The sequence below is a fragment of the Rossellomorea aquimaris TF-12 genome (assembly GCF_001648555.1).
Taxonomy (GTDB): Bacteria; Bacillota; Bacilli; order Bacillales; family Bacillaceae_B; genus Rossellomorea; species Rossellomorea aquimaris.
On the sequence record NZ_LQXM01000029.1, the window covers coordinates 696950 to 722848 of the forward strand.

The following is a 25899-nucleotide window of genomic DNA, read 5'->3' on the forward strand; positions in this document are numbered from 1 at the left end:
CTTATCCTTTATTGAGGAATACCCCTATAAAGAATAAGCCTTTTTTTATTACTTTTTTAAACAGGATACACTGGATGTTTTCTTTCACTAAATTGAACATCTTTTGTTTCATAAAGCTTATATCGCTGAATTAATACAGATCTCAATTCATTTGGAGCTGTGATTTCATCCACTATTAATTCAGAAGCTAGTTTATAGATATCAATATGTTCTTTGTATTCTTTCTGTTTCTCTTGAACATATTGTATTCTTTCTTTCGGATCCTCAATCGCTTGGATTTTATTGGAGTACACCGCATTTACAGCAGCTTCTGGTCCCATAACAGCGATTTGAGCAGTAGGAAGAGCAATACAAACATCTGGTTCAAATGCAGGACCTGCCATTGCATATAAACCTGCACCATAAGCCTTCCTTACAATAACTGAGATTTTTGTGACAGTTGCAGAACTCATTGCAGCGATCAGCTTAGCTCCATGACGAATAATTCCAGCTCTTTCAACCTTTGTCCCTATCATAAAACCAGGTACATCAGCTAAAAATAATAACGGGATATGAAAAGCATCACACAACTGAATGAATTTAGCTCCTTTATCAGCAGAATCATGGAATAAAACTCCGCCTTTTACCTTCGGCTGATTCGCAATGATTCCCACTACTTTTCCGTCAAGGCGAGCAAATCCTGTAATTAATTCTGGAGCAAAAAGCTTTTTCATTTCAAAAAAACTACCTTCATCAATCAAAGTACGAATGCAGTCATGCATATCAAAAGGAGCATTTTGATGTTCAGGTATGATGTCTTCTAATAGCTTTTCTGATTTAGGTGCAAGACCATCTTTAATTCCTGGTCTTGTTTTATAGTTTGCCGGAAAATAGCTAAGGTACCTTTTGGCTTCTTCGATAGCTTCTTCTTCTGATGCTGCCAATACATCTCCACAACCACTTATGCTGCAGTGCATTCTAGCGCCACCCATTTCCTCAAGTGTCACTTTTTCTCCAATGACCTTTTCCGCCATTCGTGGAGAACCAAGATACATAGATGCATTGCCGTCTACCATTATGACAATATCACAGAATGCTGGAATATAAGCACCACCTGCTGCTGAAGGACCAAATAGAATACAAATTTGAGGTACCATTCCTGACATTTTCACTTGGTTGTGAAATATTTTCCCTGCTCCTCTTCTATTAGGAAACATCTCTAATTGATCTGTGATACGGGCACCGGCTGAATCAACCAGGTAAAATAAAGGTACTTTCATATTTATTGCAGTTTCTTGTATACGTATGATTTTTTCGACTGTCCTAGCTCCCCAAGAACCAGCCTTAACAGTTGAATCATTAGCCATGACACAAACAGTTTGCCCTCCAACTTTTCCAATGGCTGTCACCACTCCGTCGGCAGGAAGATCTTCCGCTTTATTGTTCGCAAACATCCCATCTTCTTGATAATCTCCATTATCGAATAGCTGCTGGAGACGGTCACGAACAAACAACTTATTTTGCTCCTTCAGTTTCTCATGATACTTAGGTTGCCCGCCTGAAGCTATACGTTCCCTTGTTTCACCAAGGGTGTTGATGATGGTTTTAGAAGTTGACATATTTAACCCCTCCGTCATTTATGTAATAAAACTTGTCCCATCTCACCTTACAAGTTTGTCCTTAAATTGTTTATAAAGGAGCAGATAAGAAAAGAGAAATCTACTCCCTCTGCTTTACGTTTGTTTACCCTTTGTTTACCCTTCGATTACGAGTAAAACGTCCCCTTCGTTTACAAAATCTCCAACATTAACCTTCACTTCAGAGATTTTACCTGCTATTTCTACTTCTACTGGGATTTCCATTTTCATAGATTCAAGCATTAAAACTGTTTCCCCTACTGAAACTTCTTTTCCTTGCTCTGCTAATATGTTTAATACTGTCCCTGCCATAGACGCTGTAATTTCCTTCATGATTGATTCCTCCATTTTTCACTTTAAGTTAAGTACGGTTAGCTGTTAAAAAATCCTGTAACCATTTTGTCGTATAGTTTCCTGTTTGAAAGTTTGAATCTGATAAAATATCTTTAAATAAACTTACATTTGTTTTAACTCCATCAATCTTTACACCTTCAAAGAAGGATATTGCTTTTTGAATTACATCTGTACGGTTTTCTCCAATAACGATGCATTTAGCAATCATAGGATCATAAAAAGGTGTTACTTTATTTCCTTCTTCATATCCTGAATCAATCCGAACATCTTCAGCTTCTCCAAATTGAAGGGTGGATAACTGACCAGGAGAAGGATAGAATGTCTTTGGATCCTCAGCGTAAATCCTAAACTCCATTGAGTGACCACTGAATGGAACTTCTTCCTGTTTACTCAACGGTAAGGGTTCTCCACTCGCAACTAATATTTGCCATTTCACTAAATCTAAACCTGTGATCGACTCTGTTACGGGATGCTCCACTTGAAGTCGAGTGTTCATTTCAAGAAAATAGAAATTTTCTTGTTCATCTACAATAAACTCAACTGTTCCAGCATTTGAATAGTTTACTGCTTTTCCAGCTTTCACGGCTGCTTCAAACATCGATTCTTTAGTACTATTCGAAAGGTGTGGTGATGGAGACTCTTCAATAACCTTCTGGTTTCTCCGCTGTACAGAACAATTACGTTCAAATAAATGAACGACATTTCCATGGTGATCACCAAAAATTTGGACTTCAATATGTCTAGCATTTTCAATGCATTTTTCGAGAAAAACCTCTTCTTTTCCAAAATAGGCTTTTGCACGATTTTTCGTGGAATCGAAGCTTTGAACGAGCGCTTGCTCATCTTCACAACGGATCATTCCAATTCCGCCTCCACCAGCACTTGCTTTAAGCATTATAGGATAACCGATGCCACTCGCTGTTTTTTTCGCTTCTTCTAATGTTTCTACACCAGCTTCACTTCCAGGCACAACTGGAACAGAAGCTTCCTTCATCACTTTTCTAGCTTCCACCTTGTCACCCATTTTTTTAATAATACTATGAGCAGGCCCAATGAATATAAATCCTTCTTCTGTAACTTTTTGTGCAAAATCAGCATTCTCAGACAATAATCCATAACCAGGGTGAATCCCATCTACTTTTTCTTTTTTAGCAACTTCAAGAATATTTTCAACCACTAAATAAGAGCGGTTAACTTGCGCCTCTCCTATGCGATGGGCAATATCCGCTTCCTTAACAAAAGGCATATCCTGATCCGCATCAGAGTATACCGCCACGGTTTGAATGTTTAATTGTTTACATGTTTTTATGATTCTTGAAGCAATTTCTCCTCTATTTGCGATTAAGATTTTCTGCACAATCTCTCCCCTTTCTTCATAAAACACATCTGCTCATAATACGAATTCTACAAATATCGTGGAAATCCTTCTTCTTTATTGTAAACGTTTTCTTTGTTAAGTGCAGAATTTTTTGTTTTTTTGTTATATAATGATAATATTGGCTCCTTTATCTTTCAAGTTATAGAATTTAGATAAAGGGTACATTATTATTTTTACGTATTCTTAGGAGGTTTCGTTATGGGTGTGAAAGTTGAAAAATTAAAAGTTAATTATAAAACTCTTGAAGAGTTTAAGAAATTTAAAGAATATGGCGTACAAGAACTCTCTATGCTTGAAGACTTACAAGAGAATTTTATCGAGAATGATAGCGAGTCACCTTTTTACGGGATTTACTTTGGAGATACATTAATTGCTCGAATGAGTTTATATCAAAGAAGTGCCCGCTTTGATCAATATTTTGATCCTCCCCAAAATTACTTAGAACTTTGGAAGCTTGAAGTATTACCAAAGTATCAAAATAAAGGATATGGAGCATTACTAGTAGGGTTTGCTAAATCTTTAGGTTTGCCAATCAAAACGAACTCTCGTATTAAATCACAAGGTTTTTGGGAGAAAATGGGGTTTGAAGCCATAACCTATGATGTAGAAAGAGACTTAGGTGAAAATCCATATGTTTGGTACCCGGAAGGTGTAACCGAACAAAAATTAGGTTAAATACAAAAGGCTAGCTGTTTTATCAGCTAGCCTTTTTAATACTTTCATTTATTTAAACGTTGAAGGTTTCCATTTTTATCCATTTGAAATTTCACTTTGTCTTCATTCCCTTGCAAGAGAGCCATTTTTCTCGCTTTTTCAAAAATGGCTAACAGGGACTTGTGATCTTCTTCGAGTAATTTATATTTACTGACGTAATCTTTCAATTGATTTTCAGTTGCAAAAAGTTTTTCTTGGAGATGAGAGATTTGTCCTACCAATTTTTTATTTTCATTAATGACTAATTCTTCATTTCGAACCGCTTCTTCGGCTTTCTGTAAATATTGTATGATCCCGCCCATTGAAAACGCTTCTTGAGAAATCAAATCTTCCTTCTGATTGTTACTCTTTTGTGCGTTCCCTTTAGTATCTACTTTATATACTTTTGATTGGATTGGGGTCTGTTTTTTTGATTGCTTTCTTTGTTTTTTGGCAAGCTCAATACCAGATTTATATTGTTTGCGAACAAAAGAATTCCATCTGAAACCACAAGCAGCAGATGTTCTCGAGAGTTTTCTACCTACTTCTTCAAAAGCTTGAAGCTGGGTTCCACCTTCTCGAATGTGACGTAAAACTACTTCCGCCAACAATACATCTTCATCTTGACTCCATGCATCTTGTCTATTCGAAGACATCTCTATCCCTCCTGTAAAATCACATTTATCTAAACATATGCTCTTACTAGAGAAGATAGAATCAACTTAGCTTTTGATTATTCATTAAAAGTGAAAACGAGTGATGAGCAAACGTTCATACTGTTCTACTAAAAATGCCGTTATTTATTTAAAAATCGGTCAACTGCCTGATGATGTTCTTCACATGCCCATAACTTTGAACATTGCCGAATTTCCATTTCAATATTTTCTTCTATTTTAGGACGGTCCCATTTATTTAAAAGTTGTTTTTTATATGCTTTTAGTACACCAGGGACTTTCAAAGAGAGTGAATGAAATAATGGACTATCAAAAATGGATGCACTATCTTCTACGATTTCATCGATATAACCCCATTCATATAAACTCTCTATATTCATTATTCTAGCTGTCATAAGTAAAGAAAGTGCTCTAGATGGTGCTACTCGTTCAAAAAGCAACGTACCTCCACCCCATCCAGTAGTTATAGCAAGGTTTCCTTGGACAAAGCCCATTTTTGCACTTCTTTTTGCCACTCTAAAATCACATGCTGTCGCTATTTCACACCCTCCACCGATTGCAGTTCCATTAATAAAAGCAATCGTTGGTATTGGCAGAAAAGCCAATTGTTTTAACAATTCACCCATTTTACTGAGCATTTCATAGCTCTCACTTTCAGTTTTTAGACTGTGAAACTTTGATAAATCGCCTCCAGAGCAAAATGCTTTATTTCCACTCCCGGTGATTACCAGCAACTTGACACCTTTATTATGAGTACATTCATCTAGTACCTTTTCTAATCCTTCCATCACCTCATAGCTGATGGCATTTCGTTTTTCACGGCGATTTATAATAAATTGTAATATTCCTGCTTCATTAATATGTATATTATATTCTCCCAATTCATTCCCCTCCTTACATATAGTGTATGATTTTACAAGATATATGAATAGACCTTTTTTGCATACCACTTTTTTAATAATATTTTCCAGATTCAATTCAAAAATAAAAAAGCGTGAAGAGCCATGGTCTCTTCACGCTTTTTTTGTTGTAAATTACTTGTTTACAACTTCTTTTCCTTTATACGTTCCGCACTCTTTACAAACACGGTGTGCTAGTTTCATTTCACCACAGTTTGGGCATGCTACCATACCAGGTACACGTAGTTTGAAGTGTGTACGACGTTGTCTTTTTGCTGTTTTAGATGTTCTTCTAAAAGGTACTGCCATTCTTCCCACCTCCTTAAAAGATATAAAAACTTTATGAAGCCAGTTCGAACTGGTGCTTCGCTTTTAAGATTTCTTGTTTTCATCAAGAAGCTTTGCTAAGTCAGCGAGACGAGGATCTACTTTCTTCTGTTCCTCTTCTTCGACTTGATAAGCCTGTTCTTCCGTCATAACTTCCCAGTTCTTACCAGAAGGCATCTCATCTTGTTCCCTCGCTTCATTACTAATTACTTGCATCGGAATCTCAAGCAACAGTAATTCTTTTATTGCAGGTTTTAAATCAATCACATCACCTTGTATGTGATGAACTTCCTCTGTTTCATACTGATCATATTCAGTCTGTTCAAGAAGAAATGTTTCTATCGTATTAATATCGATAGGTAAATCAACTTCTACAAGGGTTCTTGAGCAAGGTAATACCATTTTCCCTTCAATATGAAGATGGAAAGTGACTCGTTTAGAACCGATATCTGCCTTTCCAGACACTCGAATAGGTGAGACTTCTATAATTTGGGGATCAATTTCTTTCAATTCATCCAAATTAACCGTTTCATCAATGGAAAGTCCCTTATCTCTAAATTTTTGTAATTGTATTATTGACCATTTCAATGTATTCACCTCAAGGCAACAAAGGTAATTATAGCTTTCATAATACCGTTTGTCAATATTTTTTCTTTACACTCTTTACAACCATAGTGCAGTTGTTAGTGTAGTCATTATAACGTTTTGATATATTCTTTTTCAAATAATATATAATATTAGTTATGATGTAATAAATAGCATTGAAAATCAATGGGATTTTCTATTTAGATATCAGTCTGTTTTTCTTAAAGGCTGTGAATGTAAACTTTATTTTTTCTAAGTAATCGTGGATTTCCTCGTTAGGAAGCTCACTTTCCGCGGGACATCCGGTGAGCCTCCTTGTCGCTGCGCTCATGCAGGGAAAATCAACTCTTTCAATAATTTTTTAAAACTTTTATGAACAGGACGTGATGAGAACCATGAAAGCCACTGGTGTAATTGTTGAATATAATCCATTTCACAATGGGCATTTACTTCATTTGCAGGAGACAAAGAAAGTATCAGGAGCTGATGTAGTTGTAGCTGTTATGAGTGGACATTTTCTTCAACGGGGAGAGCCAGCTATTGTCTCTAAATGGGCACGTGCACGAATGGCTTTAGAGGCAGGGGTTGACCTTGTTATCGAACTTCCCTATGCCTTTGCTACTCAACATGCTGAAACGTTCGCTAAAGGCTCAATTAGTCTATTAGACTCTATTGGATGTGACAGTTTTTGTTTTGGAAGTGAGGATGGCGATATTGATTCTTTTGAAACAACACTAACCTTAATAAATGATAGAAAGGAGGACTATAATACTTACATTAAAAAATTTGTGAGTGAAGGAATGAGTTATCCATCTGCCCTCGCAAAAGCGTATCAATCATTATCAAGGGATGATCGTATGATTGATTTAAGTAAACCGAACAATATTTTAGGCTATCATTATTTAGAAGCCCGTCAATCCATAGGGTCTGCATTAAGAGCATTTACAATAACGAGACAAGCCGCTCAGTACCATGATGAACACATCTCCTCACCTACCATTGCCAGTGCGACAAGTATACGAAAAACTATTTTCGCTTCAAACAGCCAGGAGGAAACTATCGGGAATGTACTCCCTTCAACATCCCTTGACATCTTACGAACATACAAACAAGAATTCGGAAATTTTCACAATTGGGAGAATTACTGGCCGTTACTACAATACAATATCGTTTCTTCTACGAAAGATAGCTTAAAAGAAATTTATGAAATTGAAGAGGGAATTGAAAATCGAATTGTGGATTGTGTAAAAAAATCCACGTCATTTGAGGATCTTATGCTCAATCTGAAGACAAAACGATATACGTGGACCAGATTGCAGCGAATGCTACTTCATATATTGACCAATACATATAAAGAAGATATGAGGGAAAGACACGAATATCCAGCATATATTCGACTTCTGGGGATGAACAAACAAGGAAGAGAATACCTTCGTCATTCAAAGAAAAACATGTCCTTGCCTCTTATTAGTAAGCTTTCAACGGCAAATCAAAAGGATATTGCTTTAGACGTAAGAGCAGCTGAAGTATATTCTTTAGGTTTACAGAACTCAGCATCCAGAAAGAAATTACTTCACCAGGAGTGGTCTCAACACCCCATCATACTGTAATATCATTTTATTCTCATCATCTAAACAAAAGGCAGCCAACTGGCTGCCTTTTGTTACTTATTTGGAAGTGATTGAAGAAATGAAAGAGCCTCATCAAACGTCTGGATCGGTATAACCTTCATATTTGTATCAATGTCTTTAGCCGTTCGTTTGGCTACTATATAATTTGATTCAAAGTCTGGATATTTCTCTTTCATTTCTTTTGTAATGGTTTCATCTGGAGCTAAAAAATATTCTGCACCCGCCTTATGAGCAGCAATAATTTTTTGCTCGATTCCTCCAATTCTCCCAACGGTTCCATCCTCAGAAATGGTTCCTGTCCCTGCAATCGAATAACCCTTTGTAAGATCATCCTTTGTTAATTGGTTATATATTTCTAAACTAAACATCAAACCAGCTGATGGACCGCCAATTTTTTCAGTGTTAAGTGTAACAGGAGGGTCTGTTACAATATCTCTGTCATCACTTAAAGTAATCCCTAACCCAATTTTATTTGGCATATCAGGAAATGTTTCAAGGGGGATATTGTTGTTTAATTTCTCTTTTCCTCTAACATATGTAATCTGAACAGTTTCACCATTCTGTTTGGTTTCAACGTACTCAATAAATTCTTGGGAAGATTGAAACGATTGGTTATCAATAGAAATAATACGGTCTCCAGGCTGCAAAATTTTTTCGGCTGGCATTGAAGGGTAAACATTCAACACATAAATTCCATTGTAATTGAATTTATAAGGTTTATTTGCTTTTTTAAATGCAACTTCTATTGCATTGTTTTGAGAATTTGCCATAAGCTGCAATTGACGAAGGTTATATTCTTCATCGCTTTCATGGGGACTTCGGATTTCATCAACTGGATAGATATGTTCATATTTCTTTAGACTCGCTAATAAATACGCATATATGTTTGCTCTTCCCATCCTTACGGTTGTTAACATTAATTCTCCTTTATCTTCATAACCATTTTCTACAGTAACTATTGGATCTAGTTCGTGGGCATTACCTGGTTTGGTTACATAGTAAGGAAGATAATAAAAAGAAGTAGCTACTATGATGATGGTCATGATGATTAGTGTCCGTAAAAACGTTTTGGTTTTCATTTCATTTTACTCCTTCCACTCATCCAAGGCTTGTTTAATAGAAGGAATAACCTTCTTCGCTTCTTCTTCCCCCATTTCAATAATTTCTTCAATATTTTTAAATGCTCTTGTACTATACATTTCTACATGTGGTCTTATCATAAAGTCAGATGCATATTCACGGTGAGCAACAATTTCTAATTGCAGGATGTCAATACTCTGCATAATGACATCGTAAATAGTGGTAATTTCTGCGTTTCGTTTTACGTGGGAGACATCTACACCTATTACGATATCTGCACCCATTTCTTTCACAACTGAAACAGGAACGCGATCAATTACTCCTCCGTCTACTAACAATCTCCCATTAATTTTTTCTGGAACAAAGACACCTGGAATAGCAATACTGGCACGAACAGCACTCGAGATGGGACCTGAAGTAAACACCACTTTTTCACCATTCGTAATATCCGTCGCTACTACACTAACGGGAATATTTAAATCCTCAATATTTTTATTGTGTGTAAACAATCGTATAAACTCTTTTATTCGTTTACCAGAAATAAATCCCATTTTTGGCACGGTGAAATCCAGATAATATTTTCTTCTAAAGGTTGTAGAAAGCTTATATAAGTCTTCCATTTTATGGCCAACTCCATAGAAACAGCCAACTAATGCTCCCATGCTACTTCCAGCAATCATGTCAATGGGAATATCTGCGTCGTCAAGGGCTTTTAGCACCCCTAAGTGAGCGAATCCTCTTGCACCACCTGAGCCAAGTGCTAATCCTATCTTCGGTCTACTCAATGGTGCTCCCTCCTTTTCACCGTATTATCGGGTTCATTTCATCATATGGTCTATTTCAATGATGTATGAGTATATTGAATAATATGAGGACAAGTTGAATTTAATTTTATTTTATCATTCTTTTCTTGTTACACAAGAAATTGATATAGGGCAAAATCGTTAATTGGAGGAGGAAGTCCGGTTGTTAAAATCGAAAATCAAAACGTTAGCTTTATCTTCTTCTGTTACTATCTTTGCAGGATCACTAATCTTAATGCCCGGTGAGTCCTTAGAAGCCTCAATACGTGGATTAGACATGTGGTGGGAAATTGTCTTTCCATCTTTACTTCCCTTTTTTATCGTATCAGAAATGCTCATAGGGTTTGGTGTTGTGAGATTTATAGGAATCGTTTTGGAGCCTCTTATGAGACCTTTGTTTCGGGTACCCGGAGTTGGTGGTTTTGTTTGGGCTATGGGCATGGCTTCAGGCTTCCCGGCAGGGGCTAAATTAACGGCTCGTTTAAGACAGGAAAAACAGATTTCAAAGATTGAAGCAGAACGCCTCGTGTCTTTTACAAATTCTTCAAACCCTCTTTTTATTTTCGGAGCTGTTTCAGTCGGGTTCTTTCAAAATGTCACTCTTGGCATCGTTTTGGCCTGTGCTCATTACATAGGAAACATTTGTGTTGGATTGGTAATGAGATTTTACGGTGGTGGAGCTGAGAAGGATGTTAATAGTACATCCAAAAAAAGTCGACGCTTTTTACTAAGAGAAGCGTTTTCCGCTCTTCATCAAACAAGAATAAACGATAAACGTCCAATTGGAAAGTTACTAGGGGATGCTGTCACATCTTCCATACAAACTTTGTTAATGATTGGTGGCTTTATTATCCTTTTTTCGGTGATTAATAAAATGTTATTCCACCTTCATGTTACAACCTTTTTTGCAGAAGGGTTTTCTTCTATCTTTTTACTTTTAAACATCCCTGAGCAATTAAGCATTCCTTTTATTTCTGGATTGTTTGAAATAACATTAGGCTCAAAGCTGACAAGTGGAGTTTCAGAAGCTACATTGCTTCAACAAGCCATAATTACAAGCTTTATCTTAGGGTTTAGCGGCTTTAGTGTTCAAGCACAAGTAGCAAGTATTTTAGCCGAAACTGATATTGGATTTAAACCGTTTTTCTATGGCCGGTTCATTCATGGAATTACGGCTTCTGTGGCTACAATTATACTTTGGAAGCCCGTTTACCATAGATTTTCAAATGAGCAAATTTCAAATGCCATCCCAGTCTTCACTGCTAAAAATTCGTATTTCTGGAGTGAACTTTTGTATTGGTTTAAAACAATAGGGCCAGTGGTAACTCTTATAAGCTTAATCTTGTATATTATTCTTTATAGTAAGTCATTATCAAAAACATTCAATTAATCTTTAAAAGTGTGTAGTGATGAATTTAACTTTTATTATAGAAACGCAGCTTCTTTCAAATGTTTTTTGTCACTATTAAGCTCTGTCACGTATTCTCTTATAGATGGTGTGGGGGCACTGCATAGACTCCTGCGGAAGTATGGGCGTGCCAAGACCCCGGAATCGAAGCTGAGGAGGCTCGGCCGAACATCCGCGGAATGCGAAGTAGCTCCCCTCACCATCCATGCATACTGGTTGACACAGGCATTAAGAAACTCATGTATAAAACAACAATCTTTGCGAAAAAAGCTCTTCTTAAAGATAGCATAGTAAGTTTTCTCCTTGTATAATAGAAAATTTTTGAATAAATATAGGATTACAATTAAGCTCACTCACGACTCGAAAAGAATCTATATAGAAAAGGGTTGATTCATTTGAATGAATCAACCCTTTTCTCATTCCTGATTATGTAATTTAGTGAATTTTTCTTTTAATGATTCCTTTACAGGGCGAGGGACCAATTCCGAAATATCGCCTCCATATTTGGCTACTTCTTTTACAATACTTGAACTTAAGAAGGAGTATTGATTATTGGTCATAATAAAAAATGTTTCAATGTCTTCTTCAAGTACTCTGTTCATTGAAGTGATTTGCATTTCATACTCAAAGTCCGATACCGCACGTAAGCCCCTAATAATTGCTTTTGCATTGACACTCTTTGCATATTCGACTAATAGTCCTTGAAATGAATCAACTACTACATTTGGAAGGTCTTTTGTGACCTCACGAATCAACTCTACTCTTTCTTCCACTGAAAACAATGAATTCTTGGAAGAGTTATTGAGGACCACTACATAAATTTGCTCAAATACTTTTGCCCCTCTGGTAATAATATCAAGATGTCCATACGTAATGGGGTCGAAACTCCCTGGACAAACAGCTATACTAGCCATCTTTTTTCCTCCTGTCTAGTTCCCGATTTCAAATGGCATATATAGAGATTCGAATAATGCCATATGTTTCTTCCCTAATTTTCCTTAAGTCTCCTACCTGTTCATCTAAAACAATCTCTGAGCTGTGTTCACACATGACGTAACCGCTTTCATTTAATAGTCTGTGTTCAGCTATAAGTTGTAATAGTTGTTGCAGCTTTTGCTGTTTATAAGGAGGATCTAAAAAGATGTAATCAAATGATAGTTCTCGTTTAAGTATTGCCTTTAAAGCTCTTGAGGCATCATTTCGATATACTTCACTTTGCTCTACTAAGTCACAGTCCTGCAAATTCAATTTTATCGTTTGAAAAGCTTTCGCATCACGATCAACAAAAATAACTTTTTCAAGACCTCTACTTATGGCCTCAATTCCTAATCCACCACTACCAGCAAACAGATCTAATCCTATTCCACCTTGAAAATAGGGACCAATCATATTGAATATCGATTCTTTCACCTTATCCGTTGTAGGACGCGTCCCACTTCCCGGAACAGCTTTTAAAGGTCTACCCTTCAAAGTACCTGAAATTACTCTCATCATTACTCACCACATATGTATTTTTTTCTTCATAATCCTATCATATTTTGATACATATCGCCACAAATGAAATTCCCCTATAAATGTATAAAATCAATTTGTTAGGTGATAATGGAAGTAACAGCATCCAAACTGATGTTGTTGCCAACCGCGGAGAAGACTTACGATTCCCCATAAGTTCTTCCTCCGGTTTCTCCTCTCCCTTTGCCTTCTTTCCTGTAATGGATATAGAAGGACCCTGCAGAGTTTCTGCAGGGCTTTTTACATTGTTTTTTCTTTTATATTAAGAACCTTATCCTCTCTTAATACATCTACCTTAAATAATTTTTCGAACCATCCTAAATCCATATACACCTTATTCCCTACCTTTTGAACTGGCTTCATTAGCAGTCCGTAATTTTCTTCATTGTAAATAAAATAGTCTTGATTTATATAGAACCTGAAGGTATTTCCATCCAAGGATGTAAAAAACACGTTCTCTTCTATTTTTTTTACATCTAAACCTAAGGAATCAAGAGATTCTTCAAAAGAAATTAATTCCTTTTGTTTATACAAGAGATACGATACATTTTGAACAATTTCCTCATTAAATTGAATGGATTTTTTACTATACAATGTCAAAGGCTCACGTTCTTCTTCCTCAATGTTATCTAAGAAAAAAGTAGAAGAAAATCCTGTTATACTTCCTATTTCATGGTCAAGTTGAGTGACATTAATTGCTCGTCCTTTTCTCTTGATGAAAAATTGTTTAAGTTGATTCAATTGAGCAGGGGTTAACCCTTCCTTTAACTCTTGGAAACCAAACTTAGCTTTAGAGGAACCATTTGACTCATTAACAAGTATATTTGCTGCTATTTCTTTCAGCCACATGTGAGTGGGATCAGAATAATCTTGTTGGAGCAGGCTCCAGAAAACAGCATCTTTTAATTCTTTATTACTATTGGTATTCGTAATGAGTAATCTGTCTGATTGGAAGGGTTCCATAGCATTGTTTATCATCACTGTAACAAAGCCATTCATTGCCTCGAAATGAAGATTCAGTTTTTCAGAGTTCATTTTTTCAGTAGAAATAATTCTTACATTTTCATAGTCTAACGAATTCATTCGTTCACTTGTCCAAATCAATTCAGGAGGTTGACTTTCTCCGCTGAAAGCATAGTAATCAATGTAATCGAGCTTTTTATGGGCAACATCTTTATAACTAGAAATCCATTTTCCGTTTCTGAAACTCTTTTCCGTTAATTTCACATGTGTTTCAATGAATTTAAGAGAGGTTAACTTCGGGTACCATTCTTTTAACAGTAAATAAGTTGAAACGTTTTGCTGTTCAAATGAATACTTAATCTTCAAAGTTTTATTCTTATTATTAATTGGCTTCAATTCATATTGGCCATTTTCTTTTGTTAAACAATTTTCTCCTTGTTCATCTGAGCATTGAAAGTCTTCTGCTTCCTTCGGCCATTTGATCATTATAGAACTGGGAATGTCTGCTGTAAAGAATAGTTCTTGAGTAACAAAAAAACGGGTGCCTTCATGTTTTAGAGCAATAGTTTGCTTGACTTCAGTATTAGTGGACTCTTCAGCACTTCCAGTAGAATATCCATTCCATTGAAAAAAGAGTATGCACGTACTTACCATGATCATTAGTAACACCATTGTTAAAAAAAAGCGTTTCATAAAAAAACTCCTTAGCTCCATGTCCTACTATAAAGATATCAGATTTAATGAAAGGGATATATACCTGTTTTAGGAATTTTTTTACGTTTTAATCATTGTTTCATCCCAGGTCAAAGTCTTTGCTATCCATAATTAAAGAATTGCCTTGAAGATGGTCTGTTACTAAGGTGTCCCACTCACCTTTATTTATCAAATGGGTGTTAATAAGAAAAGCTTCGAGATCCTTTAAATTACTATCTTTATATACTTCTTCCTGAGCAATGGACAGGATCCCATGAGCCACTAAAGTAGAAAGAATGGCAGAAACAATGATTGAATCAGAATACTTTACATTCATTGATGATTCACTATGAGTCTTTCCAAAGACATACATAAGGATCAAACTAAAAACGATGAAAAGAAATATCCATAACATATTTATCCCCCCATAATTTTTTTATAGTTTCTTTACTTATGATTGTATGTTTGAAATAATAAGGAATTGATTGAAAAGGAAAAAAAGGAGACAGGATTATGATTCAACGATTTATTGAATTAGGTGAAGGCTACTCTGATATTTATGAATTAATGGAACTTGCCCGTGCTAATAAAGAAAGGTTACAGCATATGATGGCATTTCATACAATTGTAAACAATCGAGCGGTGACATCTCTTGCTATTGTAATGAATCCAACAGAACAAGGAAAATTCCAAGCTATTTACGTATGTAGAGAAGGAGTTCCCAATCCAAATATAACTCCTAATCAGCGATACTCGATGTTTGAAGAAACTGCTAAAGAATTAGGTAAAGTTATTATTCAAATGGATGTAAAACCATCCACTCTTTTCCCAGAAAACCAATTGTACTATCAGCACCTTATTGCCATACTAAGACTAAATCATTACATTCTTCCGTTGCAATAATACTAACGAACAAGTATTTGCCTATGAAAAAAGCTGCCAATACAAAAACTCATTGGCAGCAATTAATTAAAATCCCATTTTGTAATCATATTCCTTGGCTTTATCTGGTCGTGAATTTTCGAAAACAGACTTAATGAATGGTTTAAAAGATGGATCAACTTTCTTTACGTAAGAATACGAAGATATCTTTTCCATTACACTATCGATTTCGTCTTGATTACAATACAGTAAAACATATTTCATTTTCTTGGATACATAGTGAACATTACCAAAACGTCTCAAGGACTTGGCATGTTTTAAGCTATGTAACCACACAACTAATCCTTGTCTTTCTGTTAACATATGGTTTCCCCTCTAGGACTCACTTTTTTATTAGTCTAGCACAAAATTATGAGAATAAGCAATAAGGCTATACTGAACTAACGTAGATTTCTCTTATTCATTCACCTTAAATAAAAACTTAATTATTTAGGTTCAAGCAAAGGAATCTGAACGGAGGTACAGAATGGATTTAAATACTATTTGGGAATTCTTTATTGAACAGCTTCAAAAACAAGAAAAAGTCAATTCCGTTTATGTTAAACGAATGGCGGGCATTCCTTTTTTATATATTGAATCTACCCTTGAAAAGAGTAAGCTTGAAGAATTAATTATAGGATCTTCTGCACGAGCAATGCGTGGAAAAAGATTGCATTCTGATACAATCTTTTTCAGAAAAAATCATTCCCTGTTTGTGTACCGACACCGGTTCTATGTTCCTCAAGAAAAGATGTTTTGCTGTGGAAACCTTTGTGTAGATTGTGTTAGATTGAAGCAATAACAATGGTACCTATCTTTCATTTATTTTATGCTCTGAGATTATTCTATTCAAAAGAACAGGAGCTGATGAAGTAAAACCATATAAAAAGAGCTGGTTAAATGTCATTTAACCAGCTCTTTTTATATTATGCTGAGCAACCACAGCTGCCTCCGGATCCACATCCTCCACCACAAGCACTACCGCTTGAGAAAAAGGGATTACCCGAAGGAACCTTTACATTTTTGGACACAGAATGTCCAATAAGTAAGCTTACTTCATCAAGTAAATCTTGAAGCTCATTTTCCGCACGTCGAAATTCCGCTACATTCTCATCTAAATCCATTTCTCTTTTTACTTCACGGATTTCTTTCATGATGGTTTTATAGTCAGGGTGATAACGACCAAAACGTTGAACCTCTTCGTAACTTTCTTTCATTCGAGAAAAAGTGTGAATTTTCCTCTGTGTGTCTTTACTGTTACGAAGTTTATATAAACATTTTCGATAAGTATCTGCCACATCGGATTGCAAAATCCATTGAGATAATTCATCTGCTGAATCTAAAATTTCCATTCTTTCAATAGTAGCAAGCAAAAAGCTCACCTCCGTAATGATATTTTAACACGTTTCATTAAAGGAAGCGAATTTACAAATAAGAAATTTTTTCATCAATAGACGCACATCATTTAAGGAATTGTGACATAAAGTTGTTTCTTCATCCCTAAGGATTTGTTGTTTAACCCAACTATTTCAACATTAAGGATATGCCTACCCTTAGGTAAACCCTTAACAACAAAAGCCGCGGTATGATATTCCTTGTATAATCTACCGGTGCTTGACGTAACCAGGATCTTACCTTTTTTTGTTTTATTATTTGAGGACGAAAACGTTACTCCAGGAACAACACATTCAATAAATACTTGATTTCCTTGTACAATATGTTTTATAGAAAGGCCTCTTTGCTTCTGTGCTGCTTCAACTTTTTTTGTAAACATAAGACTTTCTGGTTCGGGGATCTTTTCTTTACATCCCGTCATGACAAATAATAAACATATAGAAAGAACAATTATTTTTTTCATTATCAACACCACTCCTTACCAATAGCCTTCCCCATCTCATTTAAAATTTACACAAAATTCTCTTGAAATGAGGAACTGTTTATGAAGTGAAATGGTGGAGAACGCAATACGAATAGTACCAACTATTCAGTACTGTTCATTGCTTGAAACATGCTGACCATCATAGAAGCCATTTGAACTCCATTTGAAAATTTTTGCACTCGATGTGGGATGGTCTTTTGAAAATGATTAATTGAAGCGATTTCAAATTTTTCAAGTTCATTGGGACTTCTAGAGAGAGTTCGATACCATTCAGGCATTTCCCTTAAAAACAATTTTAAGTCTGCATTCCCATGTATATATTCAATAATTTCTGACCTCATCTATACTCCTCTTTTCTTAGTCTTTTCGAAAAGAAAATGGATGAGAAGGCTTTGAAGGCGTTTCATTTTTATCAGTCGTACCTCTATTATTTGATTGAAATTGACTTAGTACCCCTTGAACAGCTCCTAATGCTTCACTCAAACTGTTGATATGTTGCTGTAGCTGATTTGCATCCATTTTCTTTACCATTTCTCCGACTTGGTCCATCCATCCACTCTTTTTTCCTTCACTGCTTATTGAGTTTACGTTTGATTTTGAATTTCCCTCTTTGTATTGATCCCATCTTGTATCTTCTTCTCCAAGTAAATACCAATCTTCAAAAAGATCCTGCCAATTTGCCTGACCATTACGAACATCTCTTGCGATTTTAGGATTTTCCCTTACAAACTCTTTAAACTCTTTAACTTTTGGGTGTAGTGATTTCCCCATTATTTCGCACCTCCATTACAGGCTATTACCTAATACACTTTATGAAAGTGCGAAAAGAATGGTGATACATTCCTTTTTGTAGTAAAATTTACATGTATATTTACACTAATCAGATTTACACCAGTCGTTATCATAAGTGGTTGTGAATATAGAAAAGGATGTCTAATATGAAAGAAGATTTACACAAACTGTTAAATGAATGTATTGAAAATGCTACAGAAAAGGATTTAGAATCGTTAGAACAATTATTAAAAGGTGTTAGACGTACTCAGACTAAAGTAAATGGATCCATTATCGGTGGGATTTTTGCCATGAGAAGAGAAGAAATCAATGGGAAGTTCCAAATGAGCATTCCGATTACTTCCGTTACTTATAACTCGCTCAATATTGTACACGGTGGGGTAACTGCAACCTTGGTAGATACAGCAATGGGAACATTAGCCAATATGATGCTGCCTGACGGTTTTGGAGCAGTTACCACAAATTTAAATGTTCATTACTTGGCGCCTGGAATCGGAGACGAACTTACTGCTTACGCAACAATTGTCCATAAAGGCTCAAAAACCATTATCGTTGATGGAAAAGTAGTTAGTGGAGATGGAAGAGTAGTAGCTCATTCAACAGGTTCTTTCTTTATTATTGAAAAGAAAAAAGCGTGAAAAAAGGTTGACTCTACATTCGTCTCTGGTAGAGTCAACCTTCTTTATTCGGGATCTTTTAATTTTTCAATAAAATTTTGTGTATAGTACCTTCTATATACTCCTACACCAAGATGCGTAAATTTTTCTTCTAATAATATTTTTCGGTGTCCTTCCGAATTTAACCAGCCATGCACGGCTTCTGGTGCGTCAATATATTCTGAAGCAATATTTTCACCGGCTACTTTAAAAGGAACTTCTTCCATTTCTAAACGGTCTGCAAGACTACCAAGGTTTGGTGATTCATGTGAAAAATAATCTAACTCAAACATCTCTAAACTGTGTCCTTTAGCTACCATAGATGTTTCTTCATCCCACTCTAAAACAGGTTTCTCGAAGTCATGACGAATAACATTAGATATGTCGAAAATTTGTTTTTCACGTGCTTGATTCACATTATCCCATTCTTCTTCTGTCGGTTCTATTTCTTCTTCTAATTCACCCCGATACATCATTTCATATGGATGCAATTTAACTAAGGTTTGTTTATCTAAAAATCGAATACTGGTTAACTTTCCAGTGAATTTATCCAAATACAGCTGGGCATATATTTCTCCTAAAGATACTAGCAATCGTGTATTCAAATCTTCTTCACTCAGTTCAAATTGATAAGAACCGGAATCATCATTTACTATTACCTCAGCATCTACTATTGTAAAACGATAAATATCTTCTAAACTTTGTCCTAACCTATATGGAGAAACATCCACTTCATTTCCTATTGTATAAAGGGTAACAACTTTATTATTTTCAACTCCGAACTGAATATATTGGCTGGAGGAAATAGGATATACCCACCAATCATAACCGTAAGAACTCGGCTCAACCCGAATTGGCTCTCCAAAATTATCCATAAGTTTATTCTTACTTTTCCCGATCCAAATCGATAATCCCGATGTTGGCCTTTCTCCAGGAGTAGTCTCCATCGATTGTTTAATATCGCTTTCTTGATTTTCTTTAAGAGTTTGGGTTTCTGGACCTTTTAATGGTTCATTTTCTTGCTGGTAGTTTTGATAAATACTAATAATTAAAATAATAACAAGAATAATAATGATTCGTAAAACAGTTCTCAGAAATTTCCCTCCTCTCATTATTTCTTCCTTAACATAATGCATATAATAGGATTATTATACCATCGAAAACGATTCTAAAAATTATGTAATATATAAAGCATAGCATATTTTTTTTTTTACTAAAACAATGTTCTTCTATGAATAACACCGCTTACACAAATTAAACAAGAGATAACCACTTTGATTAAAAGTGGTTATCTCTATCGAAACGTGAAATATCTAAATTTTTTGGTTCATGAAGTACTACATGAAGAGGCTGCATTCTGTTCCTAAAAAGGTTTATTTCTAAAATACGATTCTGAAATATTTTCTAACGCTATGTATGCCTGTTTACCTAAAGATTCCCTAATCGCAAAATCTCCTAAAGAAACGATTCCTACAAGTCTCTCTCCTTCTACTATCGGTAACCTTCTAATTTGATGATCCGCCATTACGTTGGCTGCTTCCGTTGCTTCTGTTTCAGGTCCAACTGTTACTAACTCCTTACTCATAATATCTTCTACTTTAGATGAGGCAGGGTGTTTTTCAGCAATACAACGAGTGACGATGTCTCTATCCGTAATTACTCCAACAATTCTATCACCATCAACAATTGGAATTGACCCTATGTTATTCTCTTTCATTTTTACAGCTACTTCAAATACGTTGTCTAATAATGAACACGTTTCAACATCTTTGGCCATAATGTCTTTTATTTTCGTCATCATCATCATCCTTTATTAATCTTTTTCTAGTGTTCGCCATTAATAAGGTTAACCTTATATATTTTTCTCACTTTTGAAATAGATATTCACCTTTAATAATTTTGACATTCACATTAAACTCAGACATTGCAAGAAAAAGAATTTTACACTATTATTAAGAATGAGAAACAGTGCATTTACTATCTTTGTCCATTAACCGATATAAATGCTTCTACCATGTGAAAAGCGTTTAGCTCTAAAAGGCGACTATTTTAATGATGAACATATAAAAGTTTAACTTAACAAGATGGGAACCTTTTAAGCTATAAGCTAGACAATATAGGAGGGAAATTTTATGCGTTTTGAAACAACTGGAATTGAAAAATTAAAAGTAGATCTAAATCGTTTAGATGAAATTATGGAGTCTCACGGCCTTGTTCGTGCTGGACAATGGGATTATGAAAGAGTAACCTATGACCGTAAATTCGAAGTAAGAGAAGGCACTTTTTATCTGCGAATCCAAGGTCTTGCAGTTGAAGGGGACATCGGAAAGCACGATGCTGTAATTCAATTAATGACACCTTTACTTGGTAAACATTATTACCCTCACGGTGTTGAATATGGTGAAGGTGAAGAATTTCCTAAGCACCTTGTTACAACATGTGAAAAACTAATTGCTGATGTTAATAAGGAAGCAACTAATTTTGTTTGGTAAGCTTTTAACTGAGACTGTCCTTTGTAGACAGTCTCTTTTTTTAGTTTTTAATGTACAATTTGTTACCTTTAGAGAAGAAAATAATGGTTGATTTCTACTTGTCTCATGAAAATTCATTTATAAGGTGAGGAGAACTGCTAAAACTCTATCATTTGAAAGTAGAATTTCCATGTAAAATAATTAAAAATACCCTACTTCCCACTGTTCTTTCTTTGTCCTCTCTAATATAATAATAGTAAGAGGTGTCTGTTAGAAAGGGGTACTCCATTGTCCAAGTTTTTCTCCAAAAAAGTTTTAATGATTGTTTTTATCATTTCGTTACTAGCACTATTTACTCTTTTTATTCTTCCTGTTTCAGTCCCCTTAATTGCTGCGATTATCACTGCGCTTTTTTTAGAACCTGCAGTGAAATTTATTCAAAGAAAGCTGACTACTAATCGAAGAGTAGCTGTTTTATCCGTATTTATTTTATTTCTATTATTAGTGGGGGTTTCTTCCTTTTTTGTCACAACTAAGGTTGTAGGAGAAGGAATTAAACTAATTGAAGATGCGCCTAAATATATAAACCAATTAAGTGAGATTTGGTTAGAATACGAGGATAGGTTATTAAATGCAGCAGAGGATTTACCCGATGAGGTTGTTACTGAATTCAGTGATGAAGTGCAAAGCTTCTTAAATAGTGGTAAAACGAAAATCCTTAATTCTCTAAATATAGAAAAAATAAGTGCCTTTTTATCCTATATACCAAATTACCTGGTAAGTTTTCTAGTTTATCTAATCGCATTATTTCTGTTTATGCTTGACCTTCCGAGAATCAAGTTAAGCATTTATAGTCACTTAACAGAAAGAACAGCAGAAAAGGTTAACTTTATGACCTCCCGCCTGACGTATGTTATTTTTGGGTTTTTTAAAGCACAATTTCTTGTTAGTATCATTATTTTCTTCGTATCCTTAATAGGATTACTGTTTATTGCTCCTGATGTTGCATTAGTAATGGCCACTATTATCTGGGTGGTTGATTTCATTCCTTTAATTGGCTCTATTGTCATTTTAGGGCCTTGGGCTCTCTTCCATTTAATTACAGGAACAATCGCTTTAGGAACACAGCTAGCGGTCTTGGCAGCAATCCTACTCATTATCAGGAGAACCGTTGAACCAAAAGTAATGGGGAGTCATATCGGATTGTCACCATTAGCCACGTTAATTGCCATGTATCTTGGTCTCAAGCTCCTTGGCGTACTAGGATTTATTATTGGTCCACTAGTATTGATTGTATTTAATTCTGCTAAAGAAGCCGGAATTATCAAAATGAATTTTAAGATTTAATTTGAAAAGGACTAACGCTAAATACTGGCATTAGTCCTTTTATTTTTTTAATAAGTTTTTTTCTTTGAGTATTGCTATTTCAGCTAAGAAAGAAGTTTCCACTGCAGGATGCTCCGTTGCGAGCGGGTTCCTCTGCAGAAAGAAAGGAAACCAACATCTGTTCGTTAGAAGAAATCATAAAAGAAAGGGTTATTCTGTTGAGAAAAAATCTTTAATTGATTCACAGCTTCTTGATTATTGGTTATTAATTGACCCATATCTATCAAGGACTGAGGAGTATGTACACCAAATACCAATGATGATAATGCATTAATAGTCATTTCAATGGAAAGTTCACAAGGCTCTTTTCCGGTTACGACTACATCCTGACCCTTAATCATAAAGGTCTCATTGTTCCAACTTGCATTAGCATCCGAAATCCTTAAGGAGAAATGTGTAGAATTGCTTATTTGCTTTAGATAAATCTTCAAAAAGCTTTCCACATCTACTATACGAACCATGAAATAGGGTTGTTTTTCAATTTTAACCTTTGGATCTTTTAGCATAAATGGAAGAACCTCAATAGGATTTAAGATTAATTCGACATCCTCTACCATAGAATCGTGCTGACAAATATAATTCCAAAGTCCAAATCTAGCTTCGCTATTTAACGCAATAAATTCTTCTACTTTAAGTCTCTCTTTTTTCACTTCATAAGTTATATAACCAGTCGGTTCACTTAGTTCATCATAATAGATTGCAATGAATAAATCAGTGATACTTCTTTCCTTCCACCAACTTTTAGTACGGACAAGCATACCGTTTTGTTTTACTGCATAACGTTCATAAATAGTCTCTAACTCAACAGGATAATTATCTTTTGAGTATCGACGAATACATCCTTCTGTTTTGTTTAAAGGCGTAAGGTCCTTTTTTTTCAAATATACTTTTTCAAAAAAAGAAAATACCTCCCATCCGAACTTCCGATAAAAGTCGATAGAAAAAGGGTGAAGCATAGAGATAACCTGATTTTCCTTTTTCATTTGCTCTAAAGAAAAGTTCATTAGGTTACGAACATGCCCCCTCCTTCTAAATTCTGGATATGTAGCCACTCCTGCAATTCCACCCATAGAATATTTCTGCTCCCCCATCCAGACTTCTAAAGGAATAAGGTGAAATTTAGCAGCTAAAATACCCTGATCAAAAATTCCAAAAATACTTTGTTCCTTTAGCTTTTCAAATCGATTTTCCCTTTGCTCTTGAGGCACCTTATATTGAAAAGCATACTCAGAAAGCTGTAAGGATTCTTCATAGTTAGCTTTCTCTAACTTTCTAATCATTCCATCATCTCCTCACTTCTCCAGTTTATTTTCGACTAATTATGCAGCAATTCCTTCAAAACAGAGCAGGTATTAATTCCTTCATGAGTACATTCAGGAACTTTCTTATAAATAGGGAAGCGAACTGCATAGACTCATGCTGAAGTGCAGATATATCTTGGTCCCGAAAACGAAGCTGAGGACTCTGACGAAACTCCTCCGAAATAGCAGGGCGATTCCCTCACCACCCTGTTCATATTTGTTGGTAGAGTCATTTGCAGATTATATATATCAGCACTTAGAAAAGAGAAAAAAACAGATTCTACATGAGTAAACATTAAACTCAAATAGAATCTGTTACATTAGTATCCTAATATGGCTCTTATTACGGAAGTGGTTTCTCCACCTTTATAGAACACGTATAAGAGCAGGTAAACTGCAACACCAGTAATGGCAGTAAAGAACCAAATAAAGCTTGTAATCGGTCCTAACTTCCTATGTCTGGCTAAACGTTGTTTATATCCTGTCCATAAACTCATTAAACCGAATACGGCACCAGTTGTAGCTAATGTGATATGAAAAACCAAAAAGATCGTATAATAAATCTTGATATTGTCTGGGCCACCAAAAGAAGTATTACCAATAAAGATGGTTCTACTTAAATAAATGATAAAAAAGGTTAAGGCAAAAATCCCTGCTAAAGTCATGGTCTTTTGATGTTGTTCGATCTTTCTTTGTTTAATTTGTACCCATCCGATAGCAACTGTTATAGCACTTAATACAATAAAGCTTGTACTGAGGGTAGGTAATATTGGTAAATCCATATGTGTTCCTCTCTTTTCTTCAAAATTCTAAAGGTAATTATGTATCGATTAGAATGACACTTGTCATCCTAATCGATGTTTATCTTTCTGATAGAGTGGTATCTACTTTAGGGTTATATGAAAGATTCTCCTGCTGCTCCTGATCTTTTCTATACCATTGAAAAAATAAGTTAAACAGTACTACACCGAAGACAATTTCTTGAACAATTTTCATCAGAACTCCACCAAGCTGTTGATCATTCTTTGTCGACAATGAAGTGAACAATTCCGGACCTGAAAGAGTCAAGCCCTGAAGAGTATCAACCGGTACACATAAGGCTAAAGCTTTGAGCCATTGATTTGAATCATAATACGTAGCATATAAAGGGTTTTCCGCAAAGATAATGAGTCCACATGCAGGTGTCAGTAACACTGCACTTCCTAATATATATCCGATTCGCTTTAATCCACTCAACTCAAAATCTTCCTCTGCCGGATTAATTAACGGCCACCACATAAATACTGCTAAAACAAATAAGATAAATGTAAATATTCCGTGTAGGGTAATATCCGTTCGAACATGATCAAATACTAATGGAATATGATAGATTGAAAAAAGTAAGTTAAATGAAAGTAATGATATTAATGGCTTTGTCATGAAGCTGAAAATTTGTCTCAATACTGGAAGCTGAATCGTTTCTCTCCATAACCAATTTGGAATACCTAAAATCAGTAGTGGAGTAAAGACTAAGTATAATAACGCCATTTGAGTCATATGGGCTGAAAACAATATTCCACTTAATACTTCTATTGGAGATCCTTTAATTGCATATAGAAGTATCATTGATAATAGAAAGAAAGACGCTTCTTTACGGGTTAACTTACTGCTTTCCTTAAAACTATCTCTCCATTTTATTGTAATCAAAAAATAAACAACCGTTATAAAAACTAACGTTATGATAAAGAAAGGGCTCCATAAAGCCATAAATCCAAAAATACCTAATGGCATCTTCTCACCTCATTTCACATTAAACACCTAATCCCATTATACTTACATCCGTACCTTACTTCAATGTAAGGTAATGACAAGTTCTTGACAATTTAGTTGCGGTCTTC

The 25899-nt window shown here is 35.2% G+C and carries 31 protein-coding genes; 8 read left to right on the forward strand and 23 right to left on the reverse strand.

Annotation, left to right across the window (positions count from 1 at the left end; all coding sequences use genetic code 11):
* Nucleotides 1-56: 56 nt before the first annotated feature.
* The 3 genes from IQI_RS16990 to IQI_RS17000 form a co-directional block, all read right to left on the reverse strand.
* Nucleotides 57-1598 (reverse strand): acyl-CoA carboxylase subunit beta, encoded by a 1542-nt coding sequence (locus IQI_RS16990; protein WP_064093807.1) that lies wholly within the window; start codon nt 1596-1598, stop codon nt 57-59.
* A gap of 135 nt (nt 1599-1733) precedes the next feature.
* Nucleotides 1734-1949: a biotin/lipoyl-binding carrier protein gene (locus tag IQI_RS16995; protein ID WP_064093808.1), complete on the reverse strand. Its 216-nt coding sequence runs from the start codon at nt 1947-1949 to the stop codon at nt 1734-1736.
* A gap of 28 nt (nt 1950-1977) precedes the next feature.
* Entirely contained in the window at nt 1978-3327 is a 1350-nt protein-coding gene (locus IQI_RS17000) for an acetyl-CoA carboxylase biotin carboxylase subunit (protein ID WP_064093809.1), read from the reverse strand.
* A gap of 219 nt (nt 3328-3546) precedes the next feature.
* Between IQI_RS17000 and IQI_RS17005 the strand changes: the two genes are divergently transcribed.
* A complete protein-coding gene (locus IQI_RS17005; protein WP_064093810.1) occupies nt 3547-4023 on the forward strand; it encodes an N-acetyltransferase in 477 nt (158 codons plus the stop codon).
* A 44-nt stretch (nt 4024-4067) separates the two neighbouring features.
* On the opposite strand, the gene IQI_RS17010 is transcribed toward IQI_RS17005, so the two are convergent.
* From IQI_RS17010 to IQI_RS17025, 4 genes are all read right to left on the reverse strand, one after another.
* A complete protein-coding gene (locus IQI_RS17010; protein ID WP_064093811.1) occupies nt 4068-4697 on the reverse strand; it encodes an RsfA family transcriptional regulator in 630 nt (209 codons plus the stop codon).
* 140 nt (nt 4698-4837) lie between these two features.
* The gene (locus IQI_RS17015) at nt 4838-5596 is read right to left on the reverse strand and encodes an enoyl-CoA hydratase/isomerase family protein (protein ID WP_064093812.1); all 759 of its coding nucleotides are present in this window, start codon (nt 5594-5596) and stop codon (nt 4838-4840) included.
* 153 nt (nt 5597-5749) lie between these two features.
* Nucleotides 5750-5923, reverse strand: coding sequence for a 50S ribosomal protein L32 (rpmF, locus tag IQI_RS17020; RefSeq protein WP_044337494.1), 174 nt, complete (start codon nt 5921-5923; stop codon nt 5750-5752).
* A gap of 63 nt (nt 5924-5986) precedes the next feature.
* The gene (locus IQI_RS17025; RefSeq protein WP_064093813.1) at nt 5987-6529 is read right to left on the reverse strand and encodes a YceD family protein; all 543 of its coding nucleotides are present in this window, start codon (nt 6527-6529) and stop codon (nt 5987-5989) included.
* 383 nt (nt 6530-6912) lie between these two features.
* On the opposite strand from IQI_RS17025, the gene IQI_RS17030 reads away from it, so the two are divergent.
* A complete protein-coding gene (locus IQI_RS17030) occupies nt 6913-8136 on the forward strand; it encodes a nucleotidyltransferase (protein WP_328585745.1) in 1224 nt (407 codons plus the stop codon).
* Nucleotides 8137-8189: 53 nt separating this feature from the next.
* Here IQI_RS17030 and IQI_RS17035 read toward each other — a convergent pair whose 3' ends face one another.
* Together IQI_RS17035 and IQI_RS17040 are read right to left on the reverse strand one after the other, a co-directional pair.
* A complete protein-coding gene (locus IQI_RS17035) occupies nt 8190-9236 on the reverse strand; it encodes a SepM family pheromone-processing serine protease (RefSeq protein ID WP_064093815.1) in 1047 nt (348 codons plus the stop codon).
* A 6-nt stretch (nt 9237-9242) separates the two neighbouring features.
* The gene (locus tag IQI_RS17040; protein ID WP_064093816.1) at nt 9243-10022 is read right to left on the reverse strand and encodes a patatin-like phospholipase family protein; all 780 of its coding nucleotides are present in this window, start codon (nt 10020-10022) and stop codon (nt 9243-9245) included.
* Nucleotides 10023-10203: 181 nt separating this feature from the next.
* Here IQI_RS17040 and ylbJ point away from each other — a divergent pair, with 181 nt between their 5' ends.
* Nucleotides 10204-11430, forward strand: a complete 1227-nt coding sequence (gene ylbJ, locus IQI_RS17045; protein WP_064093817.1) for a sporulation integral membrane protein YlbJ — start codon at nt 10204-10206, stop codon at nt 11428-11430.
* A 434-nt stretch (nt 11431-11864) separates the two neighbouring features.
* On the opposite strand, the gene coaD is transcribed toward ylbJ, so the two are convergent.
* The 4 genes from coaD to IQI_RS17065 all read right to left on the reverse strand — a co-directional run bounded on the left by coaD (nt 11865) and on the right by IQI_RS17065 (nt 15031).
* Nucleotides 11865-12362, reverse strand: a complete 498-nt coding sequence (gene coaD / locus IQI_RS17050; RefSeq protein WP_064093818.1) for a pantetheine-phosphate adenylyltransferase — start codon at nt 12360-12362, stop codon at nt 11865-11867.
* 28 nt (nt 12363-12390) lie between these two features.
* Nucleotides 12391-12939 carry a 16S rRNA (guanine(966)-N(2))-methyltransferase RsmD gene (rsmD, locus tag IQI_RS17055; protein WP_064093819.1) on the reverse strand — a complete coding sequence of 183 codons (549 nt, stop codon included), beginning with the start codon at nt 12937-12939 and terminating at the stop codon, nt 12391-12393.
* Nucleotides 12940-13200: 261 nt separating this feature from the next.
* Complete coding sequence (locus tag IQI_RS17060; RefSeq protein ID WP_064093820.1) at nt 13201-14616, reverse strand: hypothetical protein; 1416 nt, start codon at nt 14614-14616, stop codon at nt 13201-13203.
* 100 nt (nt 14617-14716) lie between these two features.
* The gene (locus IQI_RS17065) at nt 14717-15031 is read right to left on the reverse strand and encodes a hypothetical protein (protein WP_064093821.1); all 315 of its coding nucleotides are present in this window, start codon (nt 15029-15031) and stop codon (nt 14717-14719) included.
* 98 nt (nt 15032-15129) lie between these two features.
* Here IQI_RS17065 and IQI_RS17070 point away from each other — a divergent pair, with 98 nt between their 5' ends.
* Nucleotides 15130-15519: a DUF7147 family protein gene (locus IQI_RS17070; protein WP_064093822.1), complete on the forward strand. Its 390-nt coding sequence runs from the start codon at nt 15130-15132 to the stop codon at nt 15517-15519.
* A gap of 66 nt (nt 15520-15585) precedes the next feature.
* On the opposite strand, the gene IQI_RS17075 is transcribed toward IQI_RS17070, so the two are convergent.
* Nucleotides 15586-15861, reverse strand: coding sequence for a YlbG family protein (locus tag IQI_RS17075; RefSeq protein WP_064093823.1), 276 nt, complete (start codon nt 15859-15861; stop codon nt 15586-15588).
* A 163-nt stretch (nt 15862-16024) separates the two neighbouring features.
* Between IQI_RS17075 and IQI_RS17080 the strand changes: the two genes are divergently transcribed.
* A complete protein-coding gene (locus IQI_RS17080; protein ID WP_064093824.1) occupies nt 16025-16339 on the forward strand; it encodes a hypothetical protein in 315 nt (104 codons plus the stop codon).
* 124 nt (nt 16340-16463) lie between these two features.
* Here the strand turns inward: IQI_RS17080 and IQI_RS17085 are convergent, their stop codons facing one another.
* The 4 genes from IQI_RS17085 to IQI_RS17100 all read right to left on the reverse strand — a co-directional run bounded on the left by IQI_RS17085 (nt 16464) and on the right by IQI_RS17100 (nt 18187).
* A complete protein-coding gene (locus IQI_RS17085) occupies nt 16464-16910 on the reverse strand; it encodes a YlbF family regulator (protein ID WP_064093825.1) in 447 nt (148 codons plus the stop codon).
* Between the two features lie 92 nt (nt 16911-17002).
* Nucleotides 17003-17395 (reverse strand): hypothetical protein, encoded by a 393-nt coding sequence (locus IQI_RS17090; RefSeq protein ID WP_064093826.1) that lies wholly within the window; start codon nt 17393-17395, stop codon nt 17003-17005.
* Between the two features lie 122 nt (nt 17396-17517).
* Nucleotides 17518-17757 (reverse strand): YlbE-like family protein, encoded by a 240-nt coding sequence (locus IQI_RS17095; protein WP_064093827.1) that lies wholly within the window; start codon nt 17755-17757, stop codon nt 17518-17520.
* A 16-nt stretch (nt 17758-17773) separates the two neighbouring features.
* Nucleotides 17774-18187 (reverse strand): YlbD family protein, encoded by a 414-nt coding sequence (locus IQI_RS17100; RefSeq protein WP_064093828.1) that lies wholly within the window; start codon nt 18185-18187, stop codon nt 17774-17776.
* A 167-nt stretch (nt 18188-18354) separates the two neighbouring features.
* On the opposite strand from IQI_RS17100, the gene IQI_RS17105 reads away from it, so the two are divergent.
* Nucleotides 18355-18846 (forward strand): PaaI family thioesterase, encoded by a 492-nt coding sequence (locus tag IQI_RS17105; protein WP_064093829.1) that lies wholly within the window; start codon nt 18355-18357, stop codon nt 18844-18846.
* A gap of 44 nt (nt 18847-18890) precedes the next feature.
* Here the strand turns inward: IQI_RS17105 and IQI_RS17110 are convergent, their stop codons facing one another.
* A complete protein-coding gene (locus tag IQI_RS17110) occupies nt 18891-19976 on the reverse strand; it encodes a CAP domain-containing protein (protein WP_082892768.1) in 1086 nt (361 codons plus the stop codon).
* Between the two features lie 251 nt (nt 19977-20227).
* A complete protein-coding gene (locus tag IQI_RS17115; RefSeq protein ID WP_064093830.1) occupies nt 20228-20662 on the reverse strand; it encodes a CBS domain-containing protein in 435 nt (144 codons plus the stop codon).
* Between the two features lie 334 nt (nt 20663-20996).
* On the opposite strand from IQI_RS17115, the gene IQI_RS17120 reads away from it, so the two are divergent.
* Nucleotides 20997-21356: a YugN family protein gene (locus IQI_RS17120; RefSeq protein WP_064093831.1), complete on the forward strand. Its 360-nt coding sequence runs from the start codon at nt 20997-20999 to the stop codon at nt 21354-21356.
* Between the two features lie 267 nt (nt 21357-21623).
* The gene (gene ytvI, locus IQI_RS17125; protein ID WP_064093832.1) at nt 21624-22682 is read left to right on the forward strand and encodes a sporulation integral membrane protein YtvI; all 1059 of its coding nucleotides are present in this window, start codon (nt 21624-21626) and stop codon (nt 22680-22682) included.
* Nucleotides 22683-22846: 164 nt separating this feature from the next.
* On the opposite strand, the gene IQI_RS17130 is transcribed toward ytvI, so the two are convergent.
* The 3 genes from IQI_RS17130 to ctaG form a co-directional block, all read right to left on the reverse strand.
* The gene (locus IQI_RS17130) at nt 22847-24001 is read right to left on the reverse strand and encodes a GNAT family N-acetyltransferase (RefSeq protein ID WP_064093833.1); all 1155 of its coding nucleotides are present in this window, start codon (nt 23999-24001) and stop codon (nt 22847-22849) included.
* Between the two features lie 341 nt (nt 24002-24342).
* A complete protein-coding gene (locus IQI_RS17135; protein WP_064093834.1) occupies nt 24343-24804 on the reverse strand; it encodes a DUF420 domain-containing protein in 462 nt (153 codons plus the stop codon).
* Between the two features lie 79 nt (nt 24805-24883).
* On the reverse strand, nt 24884-25792 hold the full coding sequence (gene ctaG, locus IQI_RS17140) for a cytochrome c oxidase assembly factor CtaG (RefSeq protein WP_064093835.1): 909 nt from the start codon (nt 25790-25792) through the stop codon (nt 24884-24886).
* Nucleotides 25793-25899: the final 107 nt, after the last annotated feature.

Coding starts and splice junctions, on each gene's coding strand:
- IQI_RS16990 (WP_064093807.1), bottom strand. CDS start 1,598: ATGTCAACTTCTAAAACCATCATCAACACCCTTGGTGAAACAAGGGAA.
- IQI_RS16995 (WP_064093808.1), bottom strand. CDS start 1,949: ATGAAGGAAATTACAGCGTCTATGGCAGGGACAGTATTAAACATATTA.
- IQI_RS17005 (WP_064093810.1), top strand. CDS start 3,547: ATGGGTGTGAAAGTTGAAAAATTAAAAGTTAATTATAAAACTCTTGAA.
- IQI_RS17010 (WP_064093811.1), bottom strand. CDS start 4,697: ATGTCTTCGAATAGACAAGATGCATGGAGTCAAGATGAAGATGTATTG.
- rpmF (WP_044337494.1), bottom strand. CDS start 5,923: ATGGCAGTACCTTTTAGAAGAACATCTAAAACAGCAAAAAGACAACGT.
- IQI_RS17030 (WP_328585745.1), top strand. CDS start 6,913: ATGAGAACCATGAAAGCCACTGGTGTAATTGTTGAATATAATCCATTT.
- IQI_RS17035 (WP_064093815.1), bottom strand. CDS start 9,236: ATGAAAACCAAAACGTTTTTACGGACACTAATCATCATGACCATCATC.
- coaD (WP_064093818.1), bottom strand. CDS start 12,362: ATGGCTAGTATAGCTGTTTGTCCAGGGAGTTTCGACCCCATTACGTAT.
- rsmD (WP_064093819.1), bottom strand. CDS start 12,939: ATGAGAGTAATTTCAGGTACTTTGAAGGGTAGACCTTTAAAAGCTGTT.
- IQI_RS17060 (WP_064093820.1), bottom strand. CDS start 14,616: ATGAAACGCTTTTTTTTAACAATGGTGTTACTAATGATCATGGTAAGT.
- IQI_RS17065 (WP_064093821.1), bottom strand. CDS start 15,031: ATGTTATGGATATTTCTTTTCATCGTTTTTAGTTTGATCCTTATGTAT.
- IQI_RS17070 (WP_064093822.1), top strand. CDS start 15,130: ATGATTCAACGATTTATTGAATTAGGTGAAGGCTACTCTGATATTTAT.
- IQI_RS17075 (WP_064093823.1), bottom strand. CDS start 15,861: ATGTTAACAGAAAGACAAGGATTAGTTGTGTGGTTACATAGCTTAAAA.
- IQI_RS17080 (WP_064093824.1), top strand. CDS start 16,025: ATGGATTTAAATACTATTTGGGAATTCTTTATTGAACAGCTTCAAAAA.
- IQI_RS17090 (WP_064093826.1), bottom strand. CDS start 17,395: ATGAAAAAAATAATTGTTCTTTCTATATGTTTATTATTTGTCATGACG.
- IQI_RS17095 (WP_064093827.1), bottom strand. CDS start 17,757: ATGAGGTCAGAAATTATTGAATATATACATGGGAATGCAGACTTAAAA.
- IQI_RS17100 (WP_064093828.1), bottom strand. CDS start 18,187: ATGGGGAAATCACTACACCCAAAAGTTAAAGAGTTTAAAGAGTTTGTA.
- IQI_RS17105 (WP_064093829.1), top strand. CDS start 18,355: ATGAAAGAAGATTTACACAAACTGTTAAATGAATGTATTGAAAATGCT.
- IQI_RS17110 (WP_082892768.1), bottom strand. CDS start 19,976: ATGAGAGGAGGGAAATTTCTGAGAACTGTTTTACGAATCATTATTATT.
- IQI_RS17115 (WP_064093830.1), bottom strand. CDS start 20,662: ATGACGAAAATAAAAGACATTATGGCCAAAGATGTTGAAACGTGTTCA.
- IQI_RS17120 (WP_064093831.1), top strand. CDS start 20,997: ATGCGTTTTGAAACAACTGGAATTGAAAAATTAAAAGTAGATCTAAAT.
- IQI_RS17130 (WP_064093833.1), bottom strand. CDS start 24,001: ATGATTAGAAAGTTAGAGAAAGCTAACTATGAAGAATCCTTACAGCTT.
- IQI_RS17135 (WP_064093834.1), bottom strand. CDS start 24,804: ATGGATTTACCAATATTACCTACCCTCAGTACAAGCTTTATTGTATTA.
- ctaG (WP_064093835.1), bottom strand. CDS start 25,792: ATGCCATTAGGTATTTTTGGATTTATGGCTTTATGGAGCCCTTTCTTT.